This window comes from Streptosporangium sp. NPDC006007 (assembly GCF_040614315.1).
Lineage (GTDB): Bacteria > Actinomycetota > Actinomycetes > Streptosporangiales > Streptosporangiaceae > Streptosporangium.
The window spans coordinates 42528-60363 of the sequence record NZ_JBEXUG010000021.1 but is presented as its reverse complement, the minus strand read 5'-3'; the positions used below and the strand labels follow the sequence as shown (position 1 = coordinate 60363).

The following is a 17836-nucleotide window of genomic DNA, read 5'->3' as shown; positions in this document are numbered from 1 at the left end:
CGCCCGGGGCCGATCGGAGATCCCCGGGGCGCGTGAGCCGCGGAACCCTTCAGACGATCACAGGAGGGTTCAGGGACCAGAGACGTTCGGAGTGTTCCAGAGCGCTCGGGAGGTCTCGAAATCCGTCATGGACGCCGGGGAGACGGCCCGCGTGCCCGGGGTGCCCGGAGATGAAGGCGCGTCCTGGCGGGCGTGGGGGACCCGCCAGGACGCGCTCTTCCCCGGCGCGGTGGTGCGAGGACCCCGGCGAGGGTTGGGGTCCTCGCACCGTCTAGACGCGCACGGAGCCGGTGACGGGAGAGGCGTGGACCTGGGGAGCCGCGCCCTCCTCGAAGGGGTCGTCACCGGAGACCGATCTCCGGTGGTGCCGTGAGGTGAGGCGCGCCGTCCCGGCCGGATCACCGGCCGGATGGGGGGTCTCCCGCCTCTCCCCATTCCAGATAAAAAGCCCGTTTCTACACCATACGGTGAGATCTGTCAGTGCGGAAAGCATCGACAGCCCGCCCCCGTCGCTCTGGTGTGCACGGGTGAGGTCGTGGCGACGCAACGGGTAGCGCAGTGAACCCGTTGCCTCGCGGGGGCCGCGCCCCGGTGGATCTGACGCCCCCAGACGGACCGACAGCATCGACCCCCACCCCCTCGCCGACCTTTCGATGGTTTTGTACCAACGATTGGATAATGCGGGTAGATAGAGGTTGGGTCAAGAGGCTGTTCCCCGGTAGAACCAGATCGTCTAGTTTTGTTGGCACAAAGGGGACTAAATGGCGCGGTCAACGCTGTATCAGTTGGTGGCCTCCGAGCTTCGGAGGACCATCTACTCCGGTGCGCTCGGCCCGGGGGATCAGCTGCCGACCGAAGTGGAACTCATGACGGCGCATCAGGTCAGCCGCAACACCGTGCGGCTCGCCCTGGGTGAGCTGGTCAACGAGGGTTTGATCACCCGTACCCCGCGCAGGGGCACCGTGGTCAGAGAGCGCCGCCCCCTGCTCATCCACCCCCAGCGAGAGCTCCAGCCGCAGCCGGAGGAGACCAGGGAGGCGTTCGCCTGGGCCGTCTCCCAGGAGGGGCGCGTGCCGAGCCAGAACATCGAGGTCTCGATCGTGCATCCGGCCGAGGACATCGCCAGTCGGCTGGAACTGGCCGACGACGAGCTCGCCGTGGTCCGCCGCAGGCTGCGGTTCGTGGACGGCCAGCCGTACAACACCAACGACTCCTACTTCCCGCTGGCGCTGGTCGCCGACTCCGAGATCACCCGGCCCGGCGACATCATGCGCGGAGCCAACAGGGTGCTGGCCGAGCTCGGCCATCTGCAGGTCCGCATGGTGGACGACATCTGGGCGCGTATGCCCAACAGCTCCGAGACCGAGCGGCTCCAGCTCCAGTCGGGCACGCCGGTGGTCGTCTACATCCGGGTCGGCTACGACGAGAACGACGCCCCCGTGCGGGTCGCGGTGTCGGTGCTCCCGGCCGACAAGCACCTGGTCAGATACGAGCTGGAAAGCCGTTGACGTTTCCGTGACCGCCCTGACGGGCCGGCCCCCCCTCTGCCCGCGCCGCGGGCGACCATCGGGCCGCGCTCGCCGGGCGGGTAGGCGCGGCGCCGTTTCGCCGCTCCCTCAAGACCCCTAGGCGCTCCGCCTAGGCCGGACATGGATGCCGTGCGCCATTATTCGGCGACTCTCCGTGTCTGTTCACGCACTCCGTGCGACGAAGGGATGAACCATGCACTCGAACACCGTCAACTCCGTCACCGCGCGTCCGCTCACCCTGCGCAGGGCCGTCGAGGCCGACCTCCCGGGAGTGCTCGCGCTTCTCGCGGAGACCGCCGGCTGGCTGAACGGCCGGGGTGTACGGCAGTGGCCCGTCGGGGGCTTCCCCGCCGAGCGCATCGCCCCGCTGATCGAGGAGGGCAGCATGTACCTGCTGGACGGCGAGGAGGGGCTCGTGGCCACCCTCGCCCTGGACGGCCACGCCGACCCCGAGTTCTGGGCCGCCGAGGACGTACCCGGATCGGCTCTCTACGTCCACAAGCTGTCCGTGGCGCGCGGCTACTCCGGCCGGGGTCTCGGCCAGGCACTGCTCGACTGGGCCGGCCTGCGCGTACTGACGACGGGAAGGCGCTGGCTCCGGCTTGACTGTTCCAAGGACAACCCCGGACTCCAGGACTACTATCGGGGCCAGCGTTTCACCCACCTCCGTACGGTCGACCTTCCGCACCGCGCTTCGGGAGCACTGTTCCAGCGGGCCGGTGGCCTGCGCGGCGGTGCCTTCGGAACCGCGCTGCCGTTCGTGGACCGCCGTGGGGCGTCGGTGGAGTCTCGCGAGCCGTCGGCGCAGCGTCCGGGATCCTCCGGGAGCAGCCGGGAATCCTCCGTGGCGGAGCATGTCTGAACCACGGCGATCCCAGGACAAAGTCATCCGATAGCCTCACCCCATGACCGGATCCTTGCTTGAGGTGATCGCGCTCAACGCGCGTGACGCCGTCGCGGCCGAAGAGGGCGGAGCCGACCGCCTGGAAGTCGTCGTCGACATGGCGTCCGGCGGGCTCACCCCGGCGGCGGAGACGGTCGCGGCGATCTCCAAGAGATGCGCGCTGCCGCAGATGGTGATGTTGCGGGCCGAGCCCTCGTTCCTGGCTCGGCCCGATTCACTGGAGAGCCTCCGGTGTGAGGTCAAGGCCCTGGCCGAGGCGGGCGCCGCGGGGTTCGTCTTCGGTTTCCTCGACTCGGCCGGGGCCGTCGACCTGGCGGCCACCGAGGCGCTCATCCACGCCGTCGCCCCGCTGCCCTGGACGTTCCACCGGGCGGTCGACCACGCGGCCGACATCCAGGCCGGCTGGCGCGCGATCCGGCTGCTGCCCAACCTCGCCACCGTGCTCACCTCGGGCGCTCCCGGTGGCGTGGCGGACGGTTTGGCGGTGCTCAAGACCAGGTGCGAGGCCGGCGACGGCCCGTTGATCCTGGCGGGCGGAGGGCTTGGGCCGGGCCATGTCCCGGCGCTGCTGGAGTACGGCGTGCGGGCCTTCCACATCGGCGGCGCGGTACGGGCGTCGTGGGCCGATCCGGTCGACCCCCGGCGGGTCCGCGAGTGGCGGGCCCTGATCGACTGACGGTGATGACGGAGGTGAGCGCCTCCGGTGGATCCGCCCCGCCGGCCGACCGGCCACGGTGTCCTCGACGGGATCCGCCGGTCCTGACCGGGAGGCGCCCGCCCGCACTCACCGGGCGCGGCGCGGGTGTCGCCCAGGAGTGGCGCGGCGTCGCGGCCGTCGCCTTGACCGTGCCCGGGGCGGTCACCGGTTGAGCGCGTCGAGCATCGCCGCGAGGCCGACGAGCTTGACGCGCTCGCCCCGGTTCAGCGTCCTGGCCAGGGCGGCCTCGGCGGCCTCGATGGACAGCCACTGTTCGTAGGTGACGGGGGAGACGCCCCGCGAGGCGAGGAGCGCCTCCAGGTCGGCGTGGTGGCCGGGCTCCCGGCCGGAGAGGTCGGCCAGCAGGGTGCGGACCGTCTCGGCGGCGTCGGACTTGTTGGTGCCGATCACCCCGGTGGGGCCGCGCTTGAGCCAGCCCGCCACGTATTCGCGGTCGCGCACCCGGCCGGCCTCGTTCGGCACGGTCATGGTGGACTCGGAGAACGGGACGCCGGGCAGCGGAACGCTCCGGTAGCCGACCGAGCGCAGCACCATGCCGACCGGGAGCGTCTCGAACTCGCCGGTGCCCACGACCCGGCCCCCGGCCAGACGGGTCCGTTCGAGTCTGAGCGCCTCCACCCGGTCCTCGCCGAGGATCTCCACCGGCCGCATCCAGAACCGCACGTCCAGCCGCCGGGGGCGGCCCACCGGCCTGCGGGCGGCCCAGCTCTGCAGGACCTCGACGTTCCCCCGGATCTGCCGTGACGCCTCCGTGAGGTCGGCGGCCGACTCCTCGGCCCGCACGCACACGTCCGCGTTGGCCAGCCCGCCCAGCTCCCGCAGCTCCTTCAGGGTGAACTTGGCGTGTTCGGGTCCCCTACGGCCGATCATGTGGATGGCCTTCACCTGACTGCCGGCCAGCCGGGTCAAAACCTCCTCGGGCACGTCCGTGGCGCGCAGTTCCCCGGCGGTCTTGGCGAGGACGCGCACCACGTCCACCGCCACGTTCCCCACGCCGATCACCGCCACCTCCGGGCTGTCGAGGACGAAGCGGTCGGCGGGCACGTCGGGGTGGCCGCAGTACCAGTTCACGAAGTCGGTGGCCGCCACGCTTCCCGGCAGGTCCTCGCCGGGGATGCCCATCCGCCGGTCCACCATCGCGCCGGTGCAGTAGACGACGGCGTCGTAGCAGCCGAGGAGGTCCGCCACCCCGACGTGCCCGCCGAGCTCGACGCCGCCCAGGAAGCGGACGCCCGGCAGCTCAAGGACCCGGCGCAGGTAGCCCGCGATCGACTTGATCGAGGTGTGGTCGGGGGCCACGCCGTAGCGCACGAGGCCGTAGGGCGTGGGCAGCCGCTCCAGCACGTCGACCTCGACGGCGCCGGGGGCCTGCTTCATCAGCGCCTCGGCCGTGTAGATACCGGCGGGCCCCGAGCCGACAATCGCGACTTTCAGTGACACTTCGCCTCCCAGTCGCAGACTGTCCTGAACATGATTCTGTATCACCGGGGATGCGTCCGGCCAGGATGGCGCGGCGAACGGGGCCGAACGTGACCGAGATGACTCACGCTCCGGCACTCTCTCCGGACCTCGCGCGCAGGCGGGGCGCGGGGAGGGTGCGCCGGTGTGCGAGCGATGAGGCCAAGCGATCGCTTGTTGGGTCAATTTTGTCACGTTTTGTGGGTTATTGCAGGTCAGATATGCTTCTCATGGCCACAAGCCCGCACGGTTCACGGCCACAAGCCGGCACGATCGGGGGATCATCGGTTTGGTGGAACACCACTACGCGCTCGACTACGCCGAGGGGGATCGGCACAATCGGGCGATCATGCTGCACATGGTGCTCTCGCTCGTCGTGGGCATGGTGCTCGGCGCCGTCGGCGCGCTGCTCGCCCACAGGCCCGGCCTGGTCTACTCGATCTACGAGCCCTACGCCTACGTCCTGCTCGTGGTCATGGTGGGACGCACCGCCTCCGGCCTCGGCTGGGCGGTGCTGGCGAGCGCCCTGGCGACCCTCGGGCCGTTTGTCTCGCTGCTGGTCGCCTCCCTGTTCGGGCCGGACGCCGGCTTCTTCATCCTCGGCACCAACGGCCCCATCATGAACCTCGCGCTTCTCACGCTCACCTCCCTCGGAGTTCTCGCCTACTTCACCGGCCGCGACGACATGTGGGGCGACGTCGCGGCCGGCACGCTGGCCGGGACCGTCGCGATCGACGGCCTCGACAAGACCGCCCCCGGCGGCCTGGAGTACGTCTCGGGGTTCTGGCCGTGGAACACCCTGGTCGTGGGCGCCCTCGCGCTGGGGCTGCTGCTCGTGCTGCGCGGGCGGGGCGGACTGGCCCGCTCCGCGTTCGTCGCGCTGATCGTCGCCTGCACCGTGTTCGTGTTCGCGGCGGGCCTCTGAGCGCCGCCCGGATCCACACCCGTGCCCGGCCAGGCCCCCGCCCGGCCCCCGACGGCAGTCAACCCGGTTGCGCGAGTCGATAGCCTGTAGGTTGTCGATCCCTGCTAGCTAGGAGTAGCCGTGCTGCTGCGCATGTCGTCGTTGTTTCTTCGAACGCTGAGGGACGACCCGGCAGACGCGGAAGTCCCGAGCCACAAGCTGCTCGTCCGCGCCGGTTATGTCCGTCGTGTCGCACCCGGCGTCTACTCCTGGCTGCCGCTCGGCAAGATGGTTCTGGAGAACGTCGCGCGCGTCGTGCGTGAGGAGATGAACCGCATGGGCGGCCAGGAGGTGCTCTTCCCCGCCCTGCTGCCCCGCGAGTACTACGAGGCCACCGGCCGCTGGACGGAGTACGGCGACACGCTCTTCCGTCTCAAGGACCGCAAGGGCGCCGACTATCTGCTCGGCCCCACCCACGAGGAGATGTTCACCGACATGGTCAAGGGGGAGTACTCCTCCTACAAGGACTACCCGGTGACCCTCTACCAGATCCAGACGAAGTACCGCGACGAGGCCCGCCCCCGCGCCGGCATCCTGCGCGGCCGTGAGTTCGTCATGAAGGACTCCTACTCCTTCGACCTGGACGACGACGGTCTCAAGCGCTCCTACGAGCGGCACCGCGAGACCTACATCAGGATCTTCGACCGCCTCGGCATCGCCTACAAGATCTGTTTCGCCACGTCGGGCGCGATGGGCGGCTCGGCCTCCGAGGAGTTCCTCGCCCCGGCCGCCACCGGCGAGGACACCTTCGTGGCCTGCCACCGCTGCGGCTACGCCGCCAACGCCGAGGCCGTCACCACCCCGGCGCCCGCCGCGGTCACCGGGGAACGGCCCGCCCCGCGAGTGCTCGACACCCCCGGCACCGCGACGATCGAGTCGCTGGTCGGCCACGTCAACGAGCACCACGGCCTGGACATCACCGCGGCCGATACGCTCAAGAACATCGTGGTCAAGGTCGTCACCCCCGGTGCCGCCAAGACCGAGACGCTGGTCATCGGCGTGCCAGGCGACCGCGAGGTGGACTTCAAGCGGCTGGAGGCCGCCCTGGCCCCCGGCGAGCCCCTCATCTTCGAGGCAGAGGACTTCGCCAGGCATCCCGGCCTGGTCCGCGGCTACATCGGCCCGCAGATGCTCAAGGACCTTGGCATCCGCTACCTCGTCGACCCCCGCGTGGTCGACGGGACCGCCTGGGTGACCGGTGCCAACGAGCCCGGCAGGCACGCCGTGGGCGTGGTCGCCGGCCGCGACTTCGTCGCCGACGGCACGATCGAGGCCGCCGAGGTCCGGGCCGGTGACGCCTGCCCGGTCTGCGGCTCGGGCCTGTCCATCGACCGGGGCATCGAGATCGGCCACATCTTCCAGCTCGGCCGCAAGTACGCCGACGCCGCGAAGCTCGACGCGCTCGGCCCCGAGGGCAAGCCGATCCGCGTCACCATGGGCTCCTACGGCGTCGGCGTCTCCCGGGCGGTGGCCGTGCTCGCCGAGCAGAGGCACGACGAGCTGGGCCTGGTCTGGCCCCGCGAGGTCGCCCCCGCGGACGTCCACATCGTGGGCACCGGCAAGGACGACCAGATCGGGGTCGCCGTCCGGATCGCCGAGGACCTTCAGGCCCGCGGCCTGCGCGTGCTGGTGGACGACCGCGCCGGGGTCTCCCCCGGCGTGAAGTTCAAGGACGCCGAGCTGCTCGGCATGCCGACGATCCTGATCATCGGCCGGGGTCTCGCCCAGGGGGTCGCCGAACTGCGCGACCGCGTCACCGGGGTCAAGGAGGAGATCCCCGTCGCCGAGGCCGCCGACCGGGTCCTGGCGGCCTGCCGGGGCTGACCCGCCCGCCCCCGATCCGCCCCGCCCGCCGGCGGGGTTCCGGTCACGACACCGGAGGCGGGGAGGGGGCCGTGGACGTCGCGGGTGTGGGGGCCGGGGGCATGCCGGGGAAGGGCTCGATCTCCGGGCGCAGGCCGTACGAGCGGGTGACGCACTCCTGCATGGCCAGCGCGGCCATCCGCCGGACGGCCGCGTCCGATGAGGCGGTCAGCTCAAGGTAGGCGGCCGTCACCCCTCGCTCGACCAGCACGGCCAGCTCCACGGCCTCGTCGGGGGTGGACGGGATGACCGGGAGGCCGTAGGTCGGGCTCGGCTCGGCGGGGGTGCCGCCGCGCGCGGTGATGAGCGTGCGGAGCTGGTCCCGGCGGGCCCGGTGGGCGTTGAAGGCGGCCGTCGCGGTGACGCGGAGGCCGCCCGTGGTCCTGGCGCCGATGACCCCGTAGGCGTAGACGGCCGCGTGCTCGGCGGCCAGGGCCGTACCGAGACCCTGATCGGTCGTCGGCGCGCCGGGCCCCCGGGCGGCCGTCCGGGCCGGGCCGGGACCGAGGGCGGTCGCCCGCGGGGCGCCGGGCCCCCGGGCGGCCGTCACAGCGGCCTCGACAGGGCGAGGGCGTGCGCGGCCTCGCAGGCGCCGATGGAGGCGATCAGCTGGGCCAGCGAGGGGGAGACCCCGTCGAGCTGTCGCGCGCGCAGTGCGGCCGTCCTGCGTTCCAGCTCGCGCAGGGTCCGCAGCGACACCTTCCGGCCAGGGTCCTGGGCGTCCGGCGCCGGGGACGGTGACGACTGTGACGGCGAGGCCGGTCCGGCAGGTGTGGCGTCGGGGGGCAGCCGGCGGCGGAGCTCGGCGAGATGGGCCTCGTGCCGTTCCCTGAAGGGCGCCAGCTTGACGGAGGCCGCCGAGGAGTAGAGCGCGACGGTCCGCTCCTTGGCCGCGATCAACTGCTTGATCAGCACCGTCTCCGGGTCGGGGGGCTCGGCCGCGAGATGCTCCGGCCTCCTGGTGGCGCACGCGGTCACGGTCACGGCGGCCACCCCGAGAGCGCCGCCCCGCAGCAGGGCACGCCGGGAGACGGAACGCACGGACGACCTCCGGTTATGGGTGGAGCTGTTGACGCATCTAGCATCGTACGGGCTTGGAATGGCGATCACCTCGCTTCTCGGGCGGCATCGCCGTGCCGAGTGGCGCTCTTTCCACGTCCCGGTGTGGATAGGCTGGTGAACCGCAAGGGCGAGGTCCGCCCGGCATGAGATCGTGACAATGGGAGGTCGGCATGGGCAGCGCCACATCCCGCGACCGCCTGATGAAGCTTCTGGAACCTGTCGTGGGGGCCGAAGGGCTCGACTTGGAGGACGTCACGGTCACACCGGCGGGCAGGCGGCGGTTGCTGCGTGTCGTCGTCGACCGTGACGGCGGGGTGAGCTTGGACGACGTGGCCGAGGTCAGTCTCGCGGTCTCCGCCGCGCTGGACGCCGGTGACGCGATGGGGGCCACCCCTTACGTGCTGGAGGTCTCCTCTCCGGGGGTCGACCGCCCGCTCACCGAGCCACGTCACTGGCGCCGGGCGGTCCGGAGGCTGGTCAAGGCCGACCTACGGGACGGCACCTCCCTGGAGGGCCGGATCGTCGCCGCCGATGAGGGCGGCGTGGAGCTGGACATCGCCGGCGCGTCGCGCCGCATCGAGTATCAAGACCTGGCCCGAGGCCGGGTGCAGGTGGAATTCCGCCGGTTGGACGACGCCGAAGACGACGGCGAAGACGGCGACGAAGGCTAAGGCTAAGGGGGGAGCTTCGTGGACATCGACATGAGCGTCCTGCGCAGCCTGGAGCGGGAGAAGGACATCTCCTTCGACCTGGTCGTCAAGGCGATCGAGGACGCGCTGCTGATCGCTTACTTCCGGAGCGAGGGGGCGGCGGCCAAGGCGCGCGCCGAACTCGACCGGCAATCCGGGCATGTGACGATCTTTGCTGCCGAGCTCGACGACGAGAGCGGGGAGGTGCTCAGGGAGTTCGACGACACCCCGGGCAACTTCAGCCGCATCGCGGCGACCACCGCCAAGCAGGTCATCCTGCAGCAGCTCAGGGACGCCGAGGACGAGATCAACTTTGGTGAGTTCGCCAGCCGTGAGGGCGAGCTCGTGGCCGGGGTCATCCAGCAGGGCAAGGACCCCCGGGTCGTCCTGGTGGATCTCGGCAAGATCGAGGCGGTCCTGCCGCACAACGAGCAGGTGCCCGGCGAGGAGTACATCCACGGCGAGCGCATCCGCTGCTACGTGGTCCAGGTCAAGAAGGGCCACAAGGGGCCGTCGGTGACGCTGTCGCGGACCCACCCCGGCCTGGTGAAGAAGCTCTTCGCCCTGGAGGTGCCGGAGATCGCCGACGGTACGGTCGAGATCGCCGCCATCGCCCGGGAGGCCGGGCACCGGACCAAGATCGCGGTGCGTTCGCGGCGGCAGGGAGTGAACGCCAAGGGCGCCTGTATCGGCCCGATGGGTTCGCGGGTGCGGAACGTCATGGCCGAGCTGCACGGCGAGAAGATCGACATCATCGACTGGTCGGAGGACCCGGCGGAGTTCGTGGGGAATGCCCTCTCTCCCGCCCGTGTTTCCCATGTCGAGGTGATCGACGCCGACGGCCGCGCGGCCCGTGTGACCGTGCCCGACTACCAGCTTTCGCTGGCGATCGGTAAGGAAGGGCAGAACGCCCGGCTGGCGAATCGCCTTACCGGCTGGCGTATCGACATCCGTCCCGATACACCGGCGGGGGATGCGGCCGGTTCCGCGGATGCGTCCACAAGGTAAGCTGGAATACGGTGGCCAGGCCGCCCCACTGAGAACATGTGTGGGCTGCCGGGTTCGCACGGTTTCCTCCGAGCTGCTCCGCCTGGTTCAGGTCGAGGGCGTTATAGTCCCCGACCTGCGACGACGGCTCCAGGGACGTGGTGCTTCACTGCATCCCTCCCTGGGTTGTCTCGAACTCGCAGAGCGTCGTCGAGCGTTTCCGCGCGCGTTTCGCGTCGCGGTTCCGCTTGATCTGTCGCGAGTGCGAGCACACCTGGAAGAGCTTCATGCCGAAAGGATCGGGTGAAATGGTTACCGACTGTCATGTAGGACGCCGAGTTGATGGGCTGGTCAGATAGCTATGAGCGCCTGATGAGCATGCGGCGATGAGTACGTCTACGTAACGACGGTCCGGCGGCACAGCCTCCCGGGCCGAGTAAGGGAGTGCAGTGGCGAAGGTCCGGGTATACGAGCTCGCCAAGGAGTTCGGTGTGGAGAGCAAGGTCGTCATGGCCAAGCTCCAGGAGATGGGCGAGTTCGTGCGTTCGGCGTCCTCGACTATCGAAGCACCGGTAGTCCGCAGGCTCACGGAAGCTCTGGGCGGCCCCTCCAGGGGCTCGTCCGACAGGGGCGGCAACAGGACGCCCAAGCCGCCGCAGGCGGCCCCCCGGCCGGCCGGTGGCCAGGCCGGAAACGGTGCCCCCGCGGCACCGTCATCGGTTCCCAAGCCGGGACCGGCCCCAAGGCCGGGGCCCAGGCCCGGTCCGGCGGCGCGTCCCGCGGCCCCCGCGCCGCAGGTCCCGCCGGCGGTTCCCCAACCCCAGCAGGCGCAGCCTCAGCAGCAGGCACAGCCCCCGCAGGCGCAGCAGCAGCCCTCACCGGTCCAGCCGCCGCGTTTCGAGGCTCCGCGTCCCGCGGCGTCCGGCCCCAAGCCGGGCCCGCGACCGGCCCCGCGTCCGGGACCGGCGTCCCGTCCCGAGGCCGCGCGTCCGGAGGGCCGTCCCTCGGGCGGCGGTTCCGGCGGCGGAGCCCCCACGGGCGGTTCCCGCCCCGGCGCGGGCGCGTCCGGCGCCGGGCCCAAGCCCGGTCCGCGTCCCGGTCCCCGGGGTCCGCGTCCCGGCAACAACCCGTTCTCGTCGAACGCCAGCGGCATGGGCCAGGCCCGTCCGCCGCGTCCCGGCGGTCGTGACGGGGCCCCCGGTGACCGGGGTCCGCGTCCCGGTGGTCCCCGTGAGGACCGCGGTCCCCGCGAGCAGGGGCAGCGCGACGGTGCCGGTCCCCGGCCGCCCGCGGCCCGTTCGGGTCCGCCCGGATCCGCGGGCCCGCGTCCGGGCCCCGGTGCGGGTGGTCCGCGTCCGGGCGGTGGCGCCGGTGCGGGTGGTCCGCGTCCCGGCGGTCCCCGTCCCAGCCCGATGATGATGCCCCAGGGCCGGCCCGCCGGTCCCGGTGGCGGCGGCGGTGCCGGTCGTCCCGGCGGCGGTGGCGGCGCGGGCCGTCCCGGCGGTGGCGGCGGCGCGGGCCGTCCCGGCGGCGGCGGTGGCCGTCCCGGTGGCGGCGGCGGTTTCGCCGGTCGTCCCGGTGGTGGTGGCGGCGCGGGCCGTCCGGGCACCGGAACCGGTGGCCCCGGTGGTGGCGGCGGCGGTTTCGCCGGCCGTCCCGGCGGTGGTGGCCGTGGCCGCGGTGGCGGTACGGCCGGCGCCTTCGGCCGTCCGGGCGGACGCCCGACACGTGGCCGCAAGTCCAAGCGTCAGCGGCGTCAAGAGTTCGACAACATGCAGGCCCCGGCGATCGGTGGCGTGCAGGCTCCGCGCGGCGGCGGTCAGACGATCCGCCTGTCGCGCGGCGCCTCGCTGGCGGACTTCGCCGACAAGATCGGCGCGAACCCGGCGTCCCTGGTGCAGATCATGCTGCACCTCGGCGAGATGGTGACCGCCACCCAGTCGGTCAACGAGGAGACGCTGCAGCTGCTCGCCGCCGAGCTGGACTACAACCTGCTCGTGGTCAGCCCGGAGGAGGAGGACCGCGAGCTTCTTGAGTCCTTCGACATCGAGTTCGGCGAGGACGAGGGCGACGAGGGTGACCTGGTCGCGCGTCCGCCGGTGGTGACCGTCATGGGTCACGTCGACCACGGTAAGACCAAGCTGCTCGACGCCATCCGGCACACCAACGAGGTGGCTCGCGAGGCCGGCGGCATCACCCAGCACATCGGTGCCTACCAGATCTCCACCGTGCACGAGGGTGAGGACCGGAGGATCACCTTCATCGACACCCCGGGTCACGAGGCGTTCACCGCCATGCGTGCCCGTGGTGCCAAGGTCACCGACATCGCCGTCCTGGTGGTCGCGGCCGACGACGGTGTGAAGCCGCAGACCATCGAGGCGCTCAACCACGCCCAGGCGGCCGACGTGCCGATCGTGGTCGCGGTCAACAAGGTCGACAAGGAGGGCGCCGACCCGAGCAAGGTCCGTGCCCAGCTCACCGAGTACGGCCTGGTCGCCGAGGAGTACGGCGGCACCACGATGTTCGTCGACATCTCCGCCAAGAACGGGATCGGCATCGAGAGCCTCCTTGAGGCCATCCTGCTCACCGCGGACGCCGAGCTCGACCTGCGGGCCAACGCCACGATGGACGCCCAGGGCGTCGCCATCGAGGCGCACCTCGACAAGGGCCGGGGTCCGGTCGCGACCGTGCTGGTTCAGCGCGGCACGCTCCGGGTCGGCGACTCGATCGTCTGTGGCGAGGCCTTCGGCCGCGTCCGGGCGATGCTGGACGACACCAGCAAGTCGATCGACGAGGCCGACCCGTCCCGTCCGGTGCAGGTGCTCGGTCTGACCGCGGTTCCGGGTGCCGGTGACAACTTCATCGTCGTCACCGACGACCGGATGGCGCGCCAGATCGCCCAGCAGCGCGCGGCGCGCAAGCGCATCGCGGACATGGCCAGGTCCGGCCGCCGCCGCACCCTCGAAGAGCTCTTCAGTGAGATGGAGAAGGGCCAGGTCGACGAGCTCAAGCTCATCATCAAGGGTGACGTCTCCGGTTCGGTCGAGGCCCTTGAGGACGCGCTGCTCAAGATCGACGTTGGCGAGGAGGTGCGCCTGCGGGTGCTCCACCGCGCCGTCGGTGCGATCACCGAGTACGACGTCAACCTGGCTGTCGCGGACGACAACGCCGTCATCATCGGCTTCAACGTGCGCCCCGAGGTCCGGGCGCGCGACCTGGCCGAGCGCGAGGGCGTCGACATCCGCTACTACTCGGTCATCTACCAGGCGATCGAGGAGATCGAGGCGGCCCTCAAGGGCATGCTCAAGCCGGAGTTCGAAGAGGTCCAGATGGGCACCGCCGAAGTCCGCGAGGTCTTCAAGGTGCCGAAGATCGGCAACATCGCCGGTGCGCTGGTCCGCTCGGGCACGATCGTCCGGAACAGCAAGGCGCGGATCATCCGCGGCGGGGTCGTCATCTCCGACAACCTCACCGTGTCGTCGCTCCGCCGCTTCAAGGAGGACGCCACCGAGGTCCGTGAGGGCTACGAGTGCGGTATCGGTGTCGGCTACAGCGACATCAAGATCGACGACGTCATCGAGACGTTCGAGATGCGGGAGAAGCCGCGCGCCTGATGCTCCGGTCCGGCCGGGGATCGCCCGCCGGTCGTCGGTCCCGTCCACCCTGTGGGCGGGGCCCTCGGCCGGCGGGCGGCCCCCGCGCCGCCGGCGCGCGGCGACGTCCGTGGCGAATGACTCAACATGTATGTAGGTGCTCTGACACTGGACATCCTGCTCGGCGACGTTCGCTCGCTGAAGCAGAAACGCTCTGTGGTGCGTCCCCTCATCGCCGAGGTGCAACGACGGTTTCCGGGTGTGGCCGTCGCCGAGACCGGCCATCTGGATCTGCATCGCCGTACCGAGATCGGGATCGCCGTCGTCTCCGCCTCAGCCGCGAACTGCGGCGCGGTGCTGGACGACTGCGAGCGTCTGATCGCCTTCCACCCGGAGATCGAGCTGCTGTCCGCCAGGCACCGGCTCCACAACGAGAACGAGGACTAGCTACAGATACGACCGGCCGCGAAACAACCCTGCTCGCGTCCGGTCGTTACTGTGAGAAGGGGGGAGCGAATATGGACGCCGCACGCGCACGTAAGATCGCCGACCGGATCCGCCAGATCGTGGCGGAGATGCTGGAGCGGCGGATCAAGGACCCGAGGCTGGGCTTCGTGACGGTGACCGACACACGGATCACCAACGACCTCAGCGACGCCACGGTGTTCTACACCGTGTTCGGCTCGGAGGCCGAGCGGGCCGACTCCGCCGCGGCGCTGGAGAGCGCCAAGGGGCTCATCCGCTCGGAGGTGGGCCGTCAGACGGGTCTGCGCCACACGCCGACGCTGACGTTCACCCACGACCCGCTCCCCGACACCGCCCGCCATCTGGACGGCCTGCTCGCCGAGGCCAAGGCGAGGGACGCCGAGATCGCCAGGCGGGCCGAGAACGCCAAGCACGCCGGCGACGCGGACCCCTACCGCAAGCCGGACGAGGACGGGGCCGAGGACGGCGACGATGAGCTGCCGGAGCCGTCGGAGTCGTCGGAGCGGGCGGGACACCCCGCGAAGTGACGTCCGACCTGCGTGACGGCGGTCCGGTGCCCGGCGGTGACTGGGACCGGGCCGTCGGGCTGGTCTCGTCCGCCGGGGAGATCGCGCTGGCCTGCCACATCTCGCCGGACGCGGACGCGCTCGGCTCGATGCTGGCCGTCGGGATGGCGTTGCGCGCGGCGGGCAGGCGGGTCACGGCCTCCTTCGGGGAGCGGCGGTTCCGGGTGCCCAGGCTGCTGCGGTTCCTGCCGGGGCAGGATCTGCTGGCCGAGCCGGGCGACTACCCGCCGACGCCCGAGTTGATGATCACTTTCGACGTTCCCCTCATCGACCGGCTCGGCACGCTGGCCGCCAACGCGGGCAAGGCACGCGAGCTGATCGTGCTGGACCACCACGCGTCCAACACCGGGTTCGGCACGCTCAACCTGGTCGACCCGGGCGCCGCGGCCACCGCGGTCCTGGCCGAGGAGCTGATCCGGCGGCTCGGCCTGCCGATCGACAGGGATGTGGCGATCTGCCTGTACGCCGGGCTGGTCACCGACACCGGTTCGTTCCGGCACTCCTCGACCACCCCGCAGGCGCACCTGATGGCCGCCCGCATGCTGGACACCGGGCTCAACCCCGAACAGATCGCCCGGGAGCTGTGGGATCGCTCTCCCTTCGCCTACCTCCGGGTGCTCGGCGCCGTCCTGGACAGGGTGACGCTGGAGCCCGAGACCGGCCCCGGGCTGGTCTGGACGTTCGTCACCCGGGCCGACCGGGCCGGGTACGGCCTGCCGTACGACGAGGTGGAGGGGATGATCGACGTCATCCGCCGCACCGACGAGGCGGACGTGGCAGTGATCCTCAAGGAGGACGACGACGGGGCCTGGCAGGTCTCCACCCGCTCCAAGGGAGCGGTGAACGTCGCGCGTGTCTGCGCCGAGCTGGGCGGGGGCGGTCACGCCAAGGCCGCGGGCTTCACCTCCCACCTGCCCGTCGAGGAGACGATGGCGCGTCTGCGCGCCCTCCTGTAGCCCTCCCGGCTCTGCCGGGAGCCCACTTTCCCCAGCCCTTCGCGACAAGGACCTCTCCGACCAATGAGTACGGCTCGCGCCCAGCGCACCCCGCCGCCGAGCGGGTTGATCATCGTGGACAAGCCCGCCGGGTGGACCTCGCACGACGTCGTCGGCAAGCTGCGGGGCGTCGCGGGCACCCGCAGGGTCGGCCACGCCGGCACGCTCGACCCGATGGCCACCGGTGTGCTGGTGGTCGGTGTGGAGAAGGCGACCAGGCTGCTGGGCCATCTCGCGCTCACCGAGAAGGGCTACGACGGCACGATCCGGCTCGGCCAGTCGACCAGCACCGACGACGCCGAGGGCGAGGTCATCGGGTCGGCCTCGGCGGCCGGGGTCGGTGAGGAGGAGGTCAGGCGGGGTGTCGCCGCCCTGACCGGCCGGATCATGCAGATCCCGCCGCAGGTCAGCGCCATCAAGGTCAACGGTGAGCGTGCCTACAAGCGGGCCAGGGCCGGGGAGGAGGTCGAGCTCCAGGCGCGTCCGGTGACCGTGTCGCGCTTCGAGGTCACCGGCGTCCGCCGCGCCGGCGAGGTGATCGACGTGGACGTCTCGGTGACCTGCTCCAGCGGCACCTACATCCGGGCGCTCGCCCGGGACCTGGGCGCGGCCCTGGGCGTCGGCGGTCATCTGACCGCGCTGCGGCGCACCCGGGTGGGCCCCTACGACCTGTCGATGGCCCGCACCGTCGAGCGGCTCTCCGCCGACTGCGTCATCCTGCCGATGGCCGAGGCGGTCGCCGCGGCCTTCCCGCGCCGTGATGTGACCGCCGAGGAGGCGGGCGTCGTCGCGCACGGCGGCCGGCTGCCGTCGCTGGGCCTGGGGCGGGGGCCGATCGGGGTGTTCGGCCCGGACGGCACGCTGCTCGCGCTGGTCGAGGAGGACGGCAAGGTCGCCAAGTCGCTGGCGGTGTTCGTTTCCTGACCCGGTGGGGGGCGCGACGGGACGATGCTTTATGGTTCGTCATGGGTTCGGTCCTGTACGCGGCCTTCTTCGTCGTGCTGGCCAACGCCGTGGTGGACGTCCTGTACGCCCGGCTCGACCCGAGGGTGCGCCGTGCCTGACCACCCGCTTCTCGAAGTCACCGATCTCCGGGTCCGCTTCCGCACCGGCGGGGGCCGGTTCACCGCCGTCGACGGCCTGTCCTTCTCGGTACGGCCCGGCGAGGTGCTGGGCGTGGTGGGGGAGTCCGGTTCGGGGAAGAGCGTGTCGATGCTCGGTGTACTCCGCCTGATCCGCACCCCAAACGCTGAAATTTCTGGAAATGTCATCTTTCGCGGACGGGATCTGCTGGCGTTGAGGGACCGCGGGATGCGGGCGATCAGGGGCCGGGAGATCGCCGAGCAGATCCGCGCCCACGAGAAGGTCTCCAGGAGGGCGGCCCGCGACCGCGCGGTCAGGCTGCTGGACGAGGTCGGCATCCCCGCCCCCGGCAAGCGGGTGGACTCCTACCCGCACGAGTTCTCCGGCGGCCAGCGCCAGCGCCCTGTCGCCCAGGCTGGTGGTGGCCGACGAGCCGGTCTCCGCGCTGGACGTGTCGGTGCAGGCGCAGGTGCTCAACCTCTTCGCCGACCTGCAGGAGGAGCTGGGGCTCACCTACGTCTTCATCGCGCACGACCTGGGCGTGGTGCGGCACGTGTCGGACCGGATCGCGGTGATGTACCTCGGGGAGATCGTCGAGGTGGCCGAGGCCGAGGCGCTGTACGCCGCCCCCGCCCATCCCTACACCCACGCCCTGCTCTCGGCGGTCCCGGAGATCGACGACGGGTCCGGGGCGCCGCGCCGCGAGCGCGTCGTGCTGACCGGTGACGTGCCCAGCCCGATCGACCGGCCCACCGGCTGCTCCTTCCACCCCCGCTGCCCGGCCGCCCAGGCGCGCTGCCGTACCGAGCGTCCGCCGCTGAACCACGCCGGCGGACGTCAGGTGGCCTGTCACTTCCCGCTGACCTCCCCGATTGGAGTCGGGGCCGGTCAGCATGGCAGGCTTTAGGGGTCGATCCGCTACAAGGGGAAGAGGCTACG

The 17836-nt window shown here is 71.3% G+C and carries 17 protein-coding genes and 1 pseudogene; 15 read left to right on the top strand and 3 right to left on the bottom strand.

Annotation, left to right across the window (positions count from 1 at the left end):
- Window positions 1-761: 761 nt before the first annotated feature.
- The 3 genes from ABZ194_RS18100 to ABZ194_RS18090 all read left to right on the top strand — a co-directional run bounded on the left by ABZ194_RS18100 (window position 762) and on the right by ABZ194_RS18090 (window position 3109).
- Window positions 762-1508, top strand: a complete 747-nt coding sequence (locus ABZ194_RS18100) for a GntR family transcriptional regulator (protein WP_355597551.1) — start codon at window positions 762-764, stop codon at window positions 1506-1508.
- Window positions 1509-1722: 214 nt separating this feature from the next.
- Window positions 1723-2391: a GNAT family N-acetyltransferase gene (locus tag ABZ194_RS18095; RefSeq protein ID WP_355597549.1), complete on the top strand. Its 669-nt coding sequence runs from the start codon at window positions 1723-1725 to the stop codon at window positions 2389-2391.
- A 43-nt stretch (window positions 2392-2434) separates the two neighbouring features.
- A complete protein-coding gene (locus tag ABZ194_RS18090) occupies window positions 2435-3109 on the top strand; it encodes a copper homeostasis protein CutC (RefSeq protein ID WP_355597547.1) in 675 nt (224 codons plus the stop codon).
- A 183-nt stretch (window positions 3110-3292) separates the two neighbouring features.
- Here the strand turns inward: ABZ194_RS18090 and ABZ194_RS18085 are convergent, their stop codons facing one another.
- Complete coding sequence (locus ABZ194_RS18085) at window positions 3293-4591, bottom strand: FAD/NAD(P)-binding protein (RefSeq protein ID WP_355597545.1); 1299 nt, start codon at window positions 4589-4591, stop codon at window positions 3293-3295.
- 310 nt (window positions 4592-4901) lie between these two features.
- Between ABZ194_RS18085 and ABZ194_RS18080 the strand changes: the two genes are divergently transcribed.
- Both ABZ194_RS18080 and ABZ194_RS18075 read left to right on the top strand, forming a co-directional pair.
- Window positions 4902-5534, top strand: a complete 633-nt coding sequence (locus ABZ194_RS18080) for a hypothetical protein (RefSeq protein WP_355597543.1) — start codon at window positions 4902-4904, stop codon at window positions 5532-5534.
- Between the two features lie 120 nt (window positions 5535-5654).
- A complete protein-coding gene (locus tag ABZ194_RS18075; RefSeq protein WP_355597541.1) occupies window positions 5655-7397 on the top strand; it encodes a proline--tRNA ligase in 1743 nt (580 codons plus the stop codon).
- A 43-nt stretch (window positions 7398-7440) separates the two neighbouring features.
- Here ABZ194_RS18075 and ABZ194_RS18070 read toward each other — a convergent pair whose 3' ends face one another.
- Complete coding sequence (locus ABZ194_RS18070; protein WP_355597539.1) at window positions 7441-7986, bottom strand: ferritin-like domain-containing protein; 546 nt, start codon at window positions 7984-7986, stop codon at window positions 7441-7443.
- Window positions 7983-8477 (bottom strand): hypothetical protein, encoded by a 495-nt coding sequence (locus ABZ194_RS18065; RefSeq protein ID WP_355597537.1) that lies wholly within the window; start codon window positions 8475-8477, stop codon window positions 7983-7985. The genes ABZ194_RS18070 and ABZ194_RS18065 overlap by 4 nt, the downstream gene beginning before the upstream one ends.
- Window positions 8478-8668: 191 nt before the next feature.
- On the opposite strand from ABZ194_RS18065, the gene rimP reads away from it, so the two are divergent.
- From rimP to ABZ194_RS18015, 10 genes and pseudogenes are all read left to right on the top strand, one after another.
- Window positions 8669-9169 carry a ribosome maturation factor RimP gene (gene rimP / locus ABZ194_RS18060; RefSeq protein ID WP_355597535.1) on the top strand — a complete coding sequence of 167 codons (501 nt, stop codon included), beginning with the start codon at window positions 8669-8671 and terminating at the stop codon, window positions 9167-9169.
- A gap of 30 nt (window positions 9170-9199) precedes the next feature.
- Window positions 9200-10195: a transcription termination factor NusA gene (gene nusA, locus ABZ194_RS18055; RefSeq protein ID WP_355597621.1), complete on the top strand. Its 996-nt coding sequence runs from the start codon at window positions 9200-9202 to the stop codon at window positions 10193-10195.
- Window positions 10161-10481: a DUF448 domain-containing protein gene (locus ABZ194_RS18050; protein WP_355597533.1), complete on the top strand. Its 321-nt coding sequence runs from the start codon at window positions 10161-10163 to the stop codon at window positions 10479-10481. The genes nusA and ABZ194_RS18050 overlap by 35 nt, the downstream gene beginning before the upstream one ends.
- A 142-nt stretch (window positions 10482-10623) precedes the next feature.
- Entirely contained in the window at window positions 10624-13788 is a 3165-nt protein-coding gene (infB, locus tag ABZ194_RS18045) for a translation initiation factor IF-2 (RefSeq protein WP_355597531.1), read from the top strand.
- A gap of 126 nt (window positions 13789-13914) precedes the next feature.
- Entirely contained in the window at window positions 13915-14214 is a 300-nt protein-coding gene (locus tag ABZ194_RS18040; RefSeq protein WP_355597529.1) for a DUF503 domain-containing protein, read from the top strand.
- A gap of 71 nt (window positions 14215-14285) precedes the next feature.
- Complete coding sequence (rbfA, locus tag ABZ194_RS18035; protein ID WP_355597527.1) at window positions 14286-14780, top strand: 30S ribosome-binding factor RbfA; 495 nt, start codon at window positions 14286-14288, stop codon at window positions 14778-14780.
- Window positions 14777-15775, top strand: coding sequence for a DHH family phosphoesterase (locus ABZ194_RS18030; protein WP_355597525.1), 999 nt, complete (start codon window positions 14777-14779; stop codon window positions 15773-15775). Before rbfA ends, ABZ194_RS18030 begins: the two co-directional genes overlap by 4 nt.
- 63 nt (window positions 15776-15838) lie before the next feature.
- On the top strand, window positions 15839-16738 hold the full coding sequence (gene truB / locus ABZ194_RS18025) for a tRNA pseudouridine(55) synthase TruB (RefSeq protein WP_355597523.1): 900 nt from the start codon (window positions 15839-15841) through the stop codon (window positions 16736-16738).
- Window positions 16739-16870: 132 nt separating this feature from the next.
- Window positions 16871-17239 (top strand): annotated as a pseudogene (locus ABZ194_RS18020) (ATP-binding cassette domain-containing protein); the annotation flags it as partial.
- Window positions 17240-17318: 79 nt separating this feature from the next.
- Entirely contained in the window at window positions 17319-17804 is a 486-nt protein-coding gene (locus ABZ194_RS18015) for an oligopeptide/dipeptide ABC transporter ATP-binding protein (protein ID WP_355597521.1), read from the top strand.
- Window positions 17805-17836 lie beyond the last annotated feature (32 nt).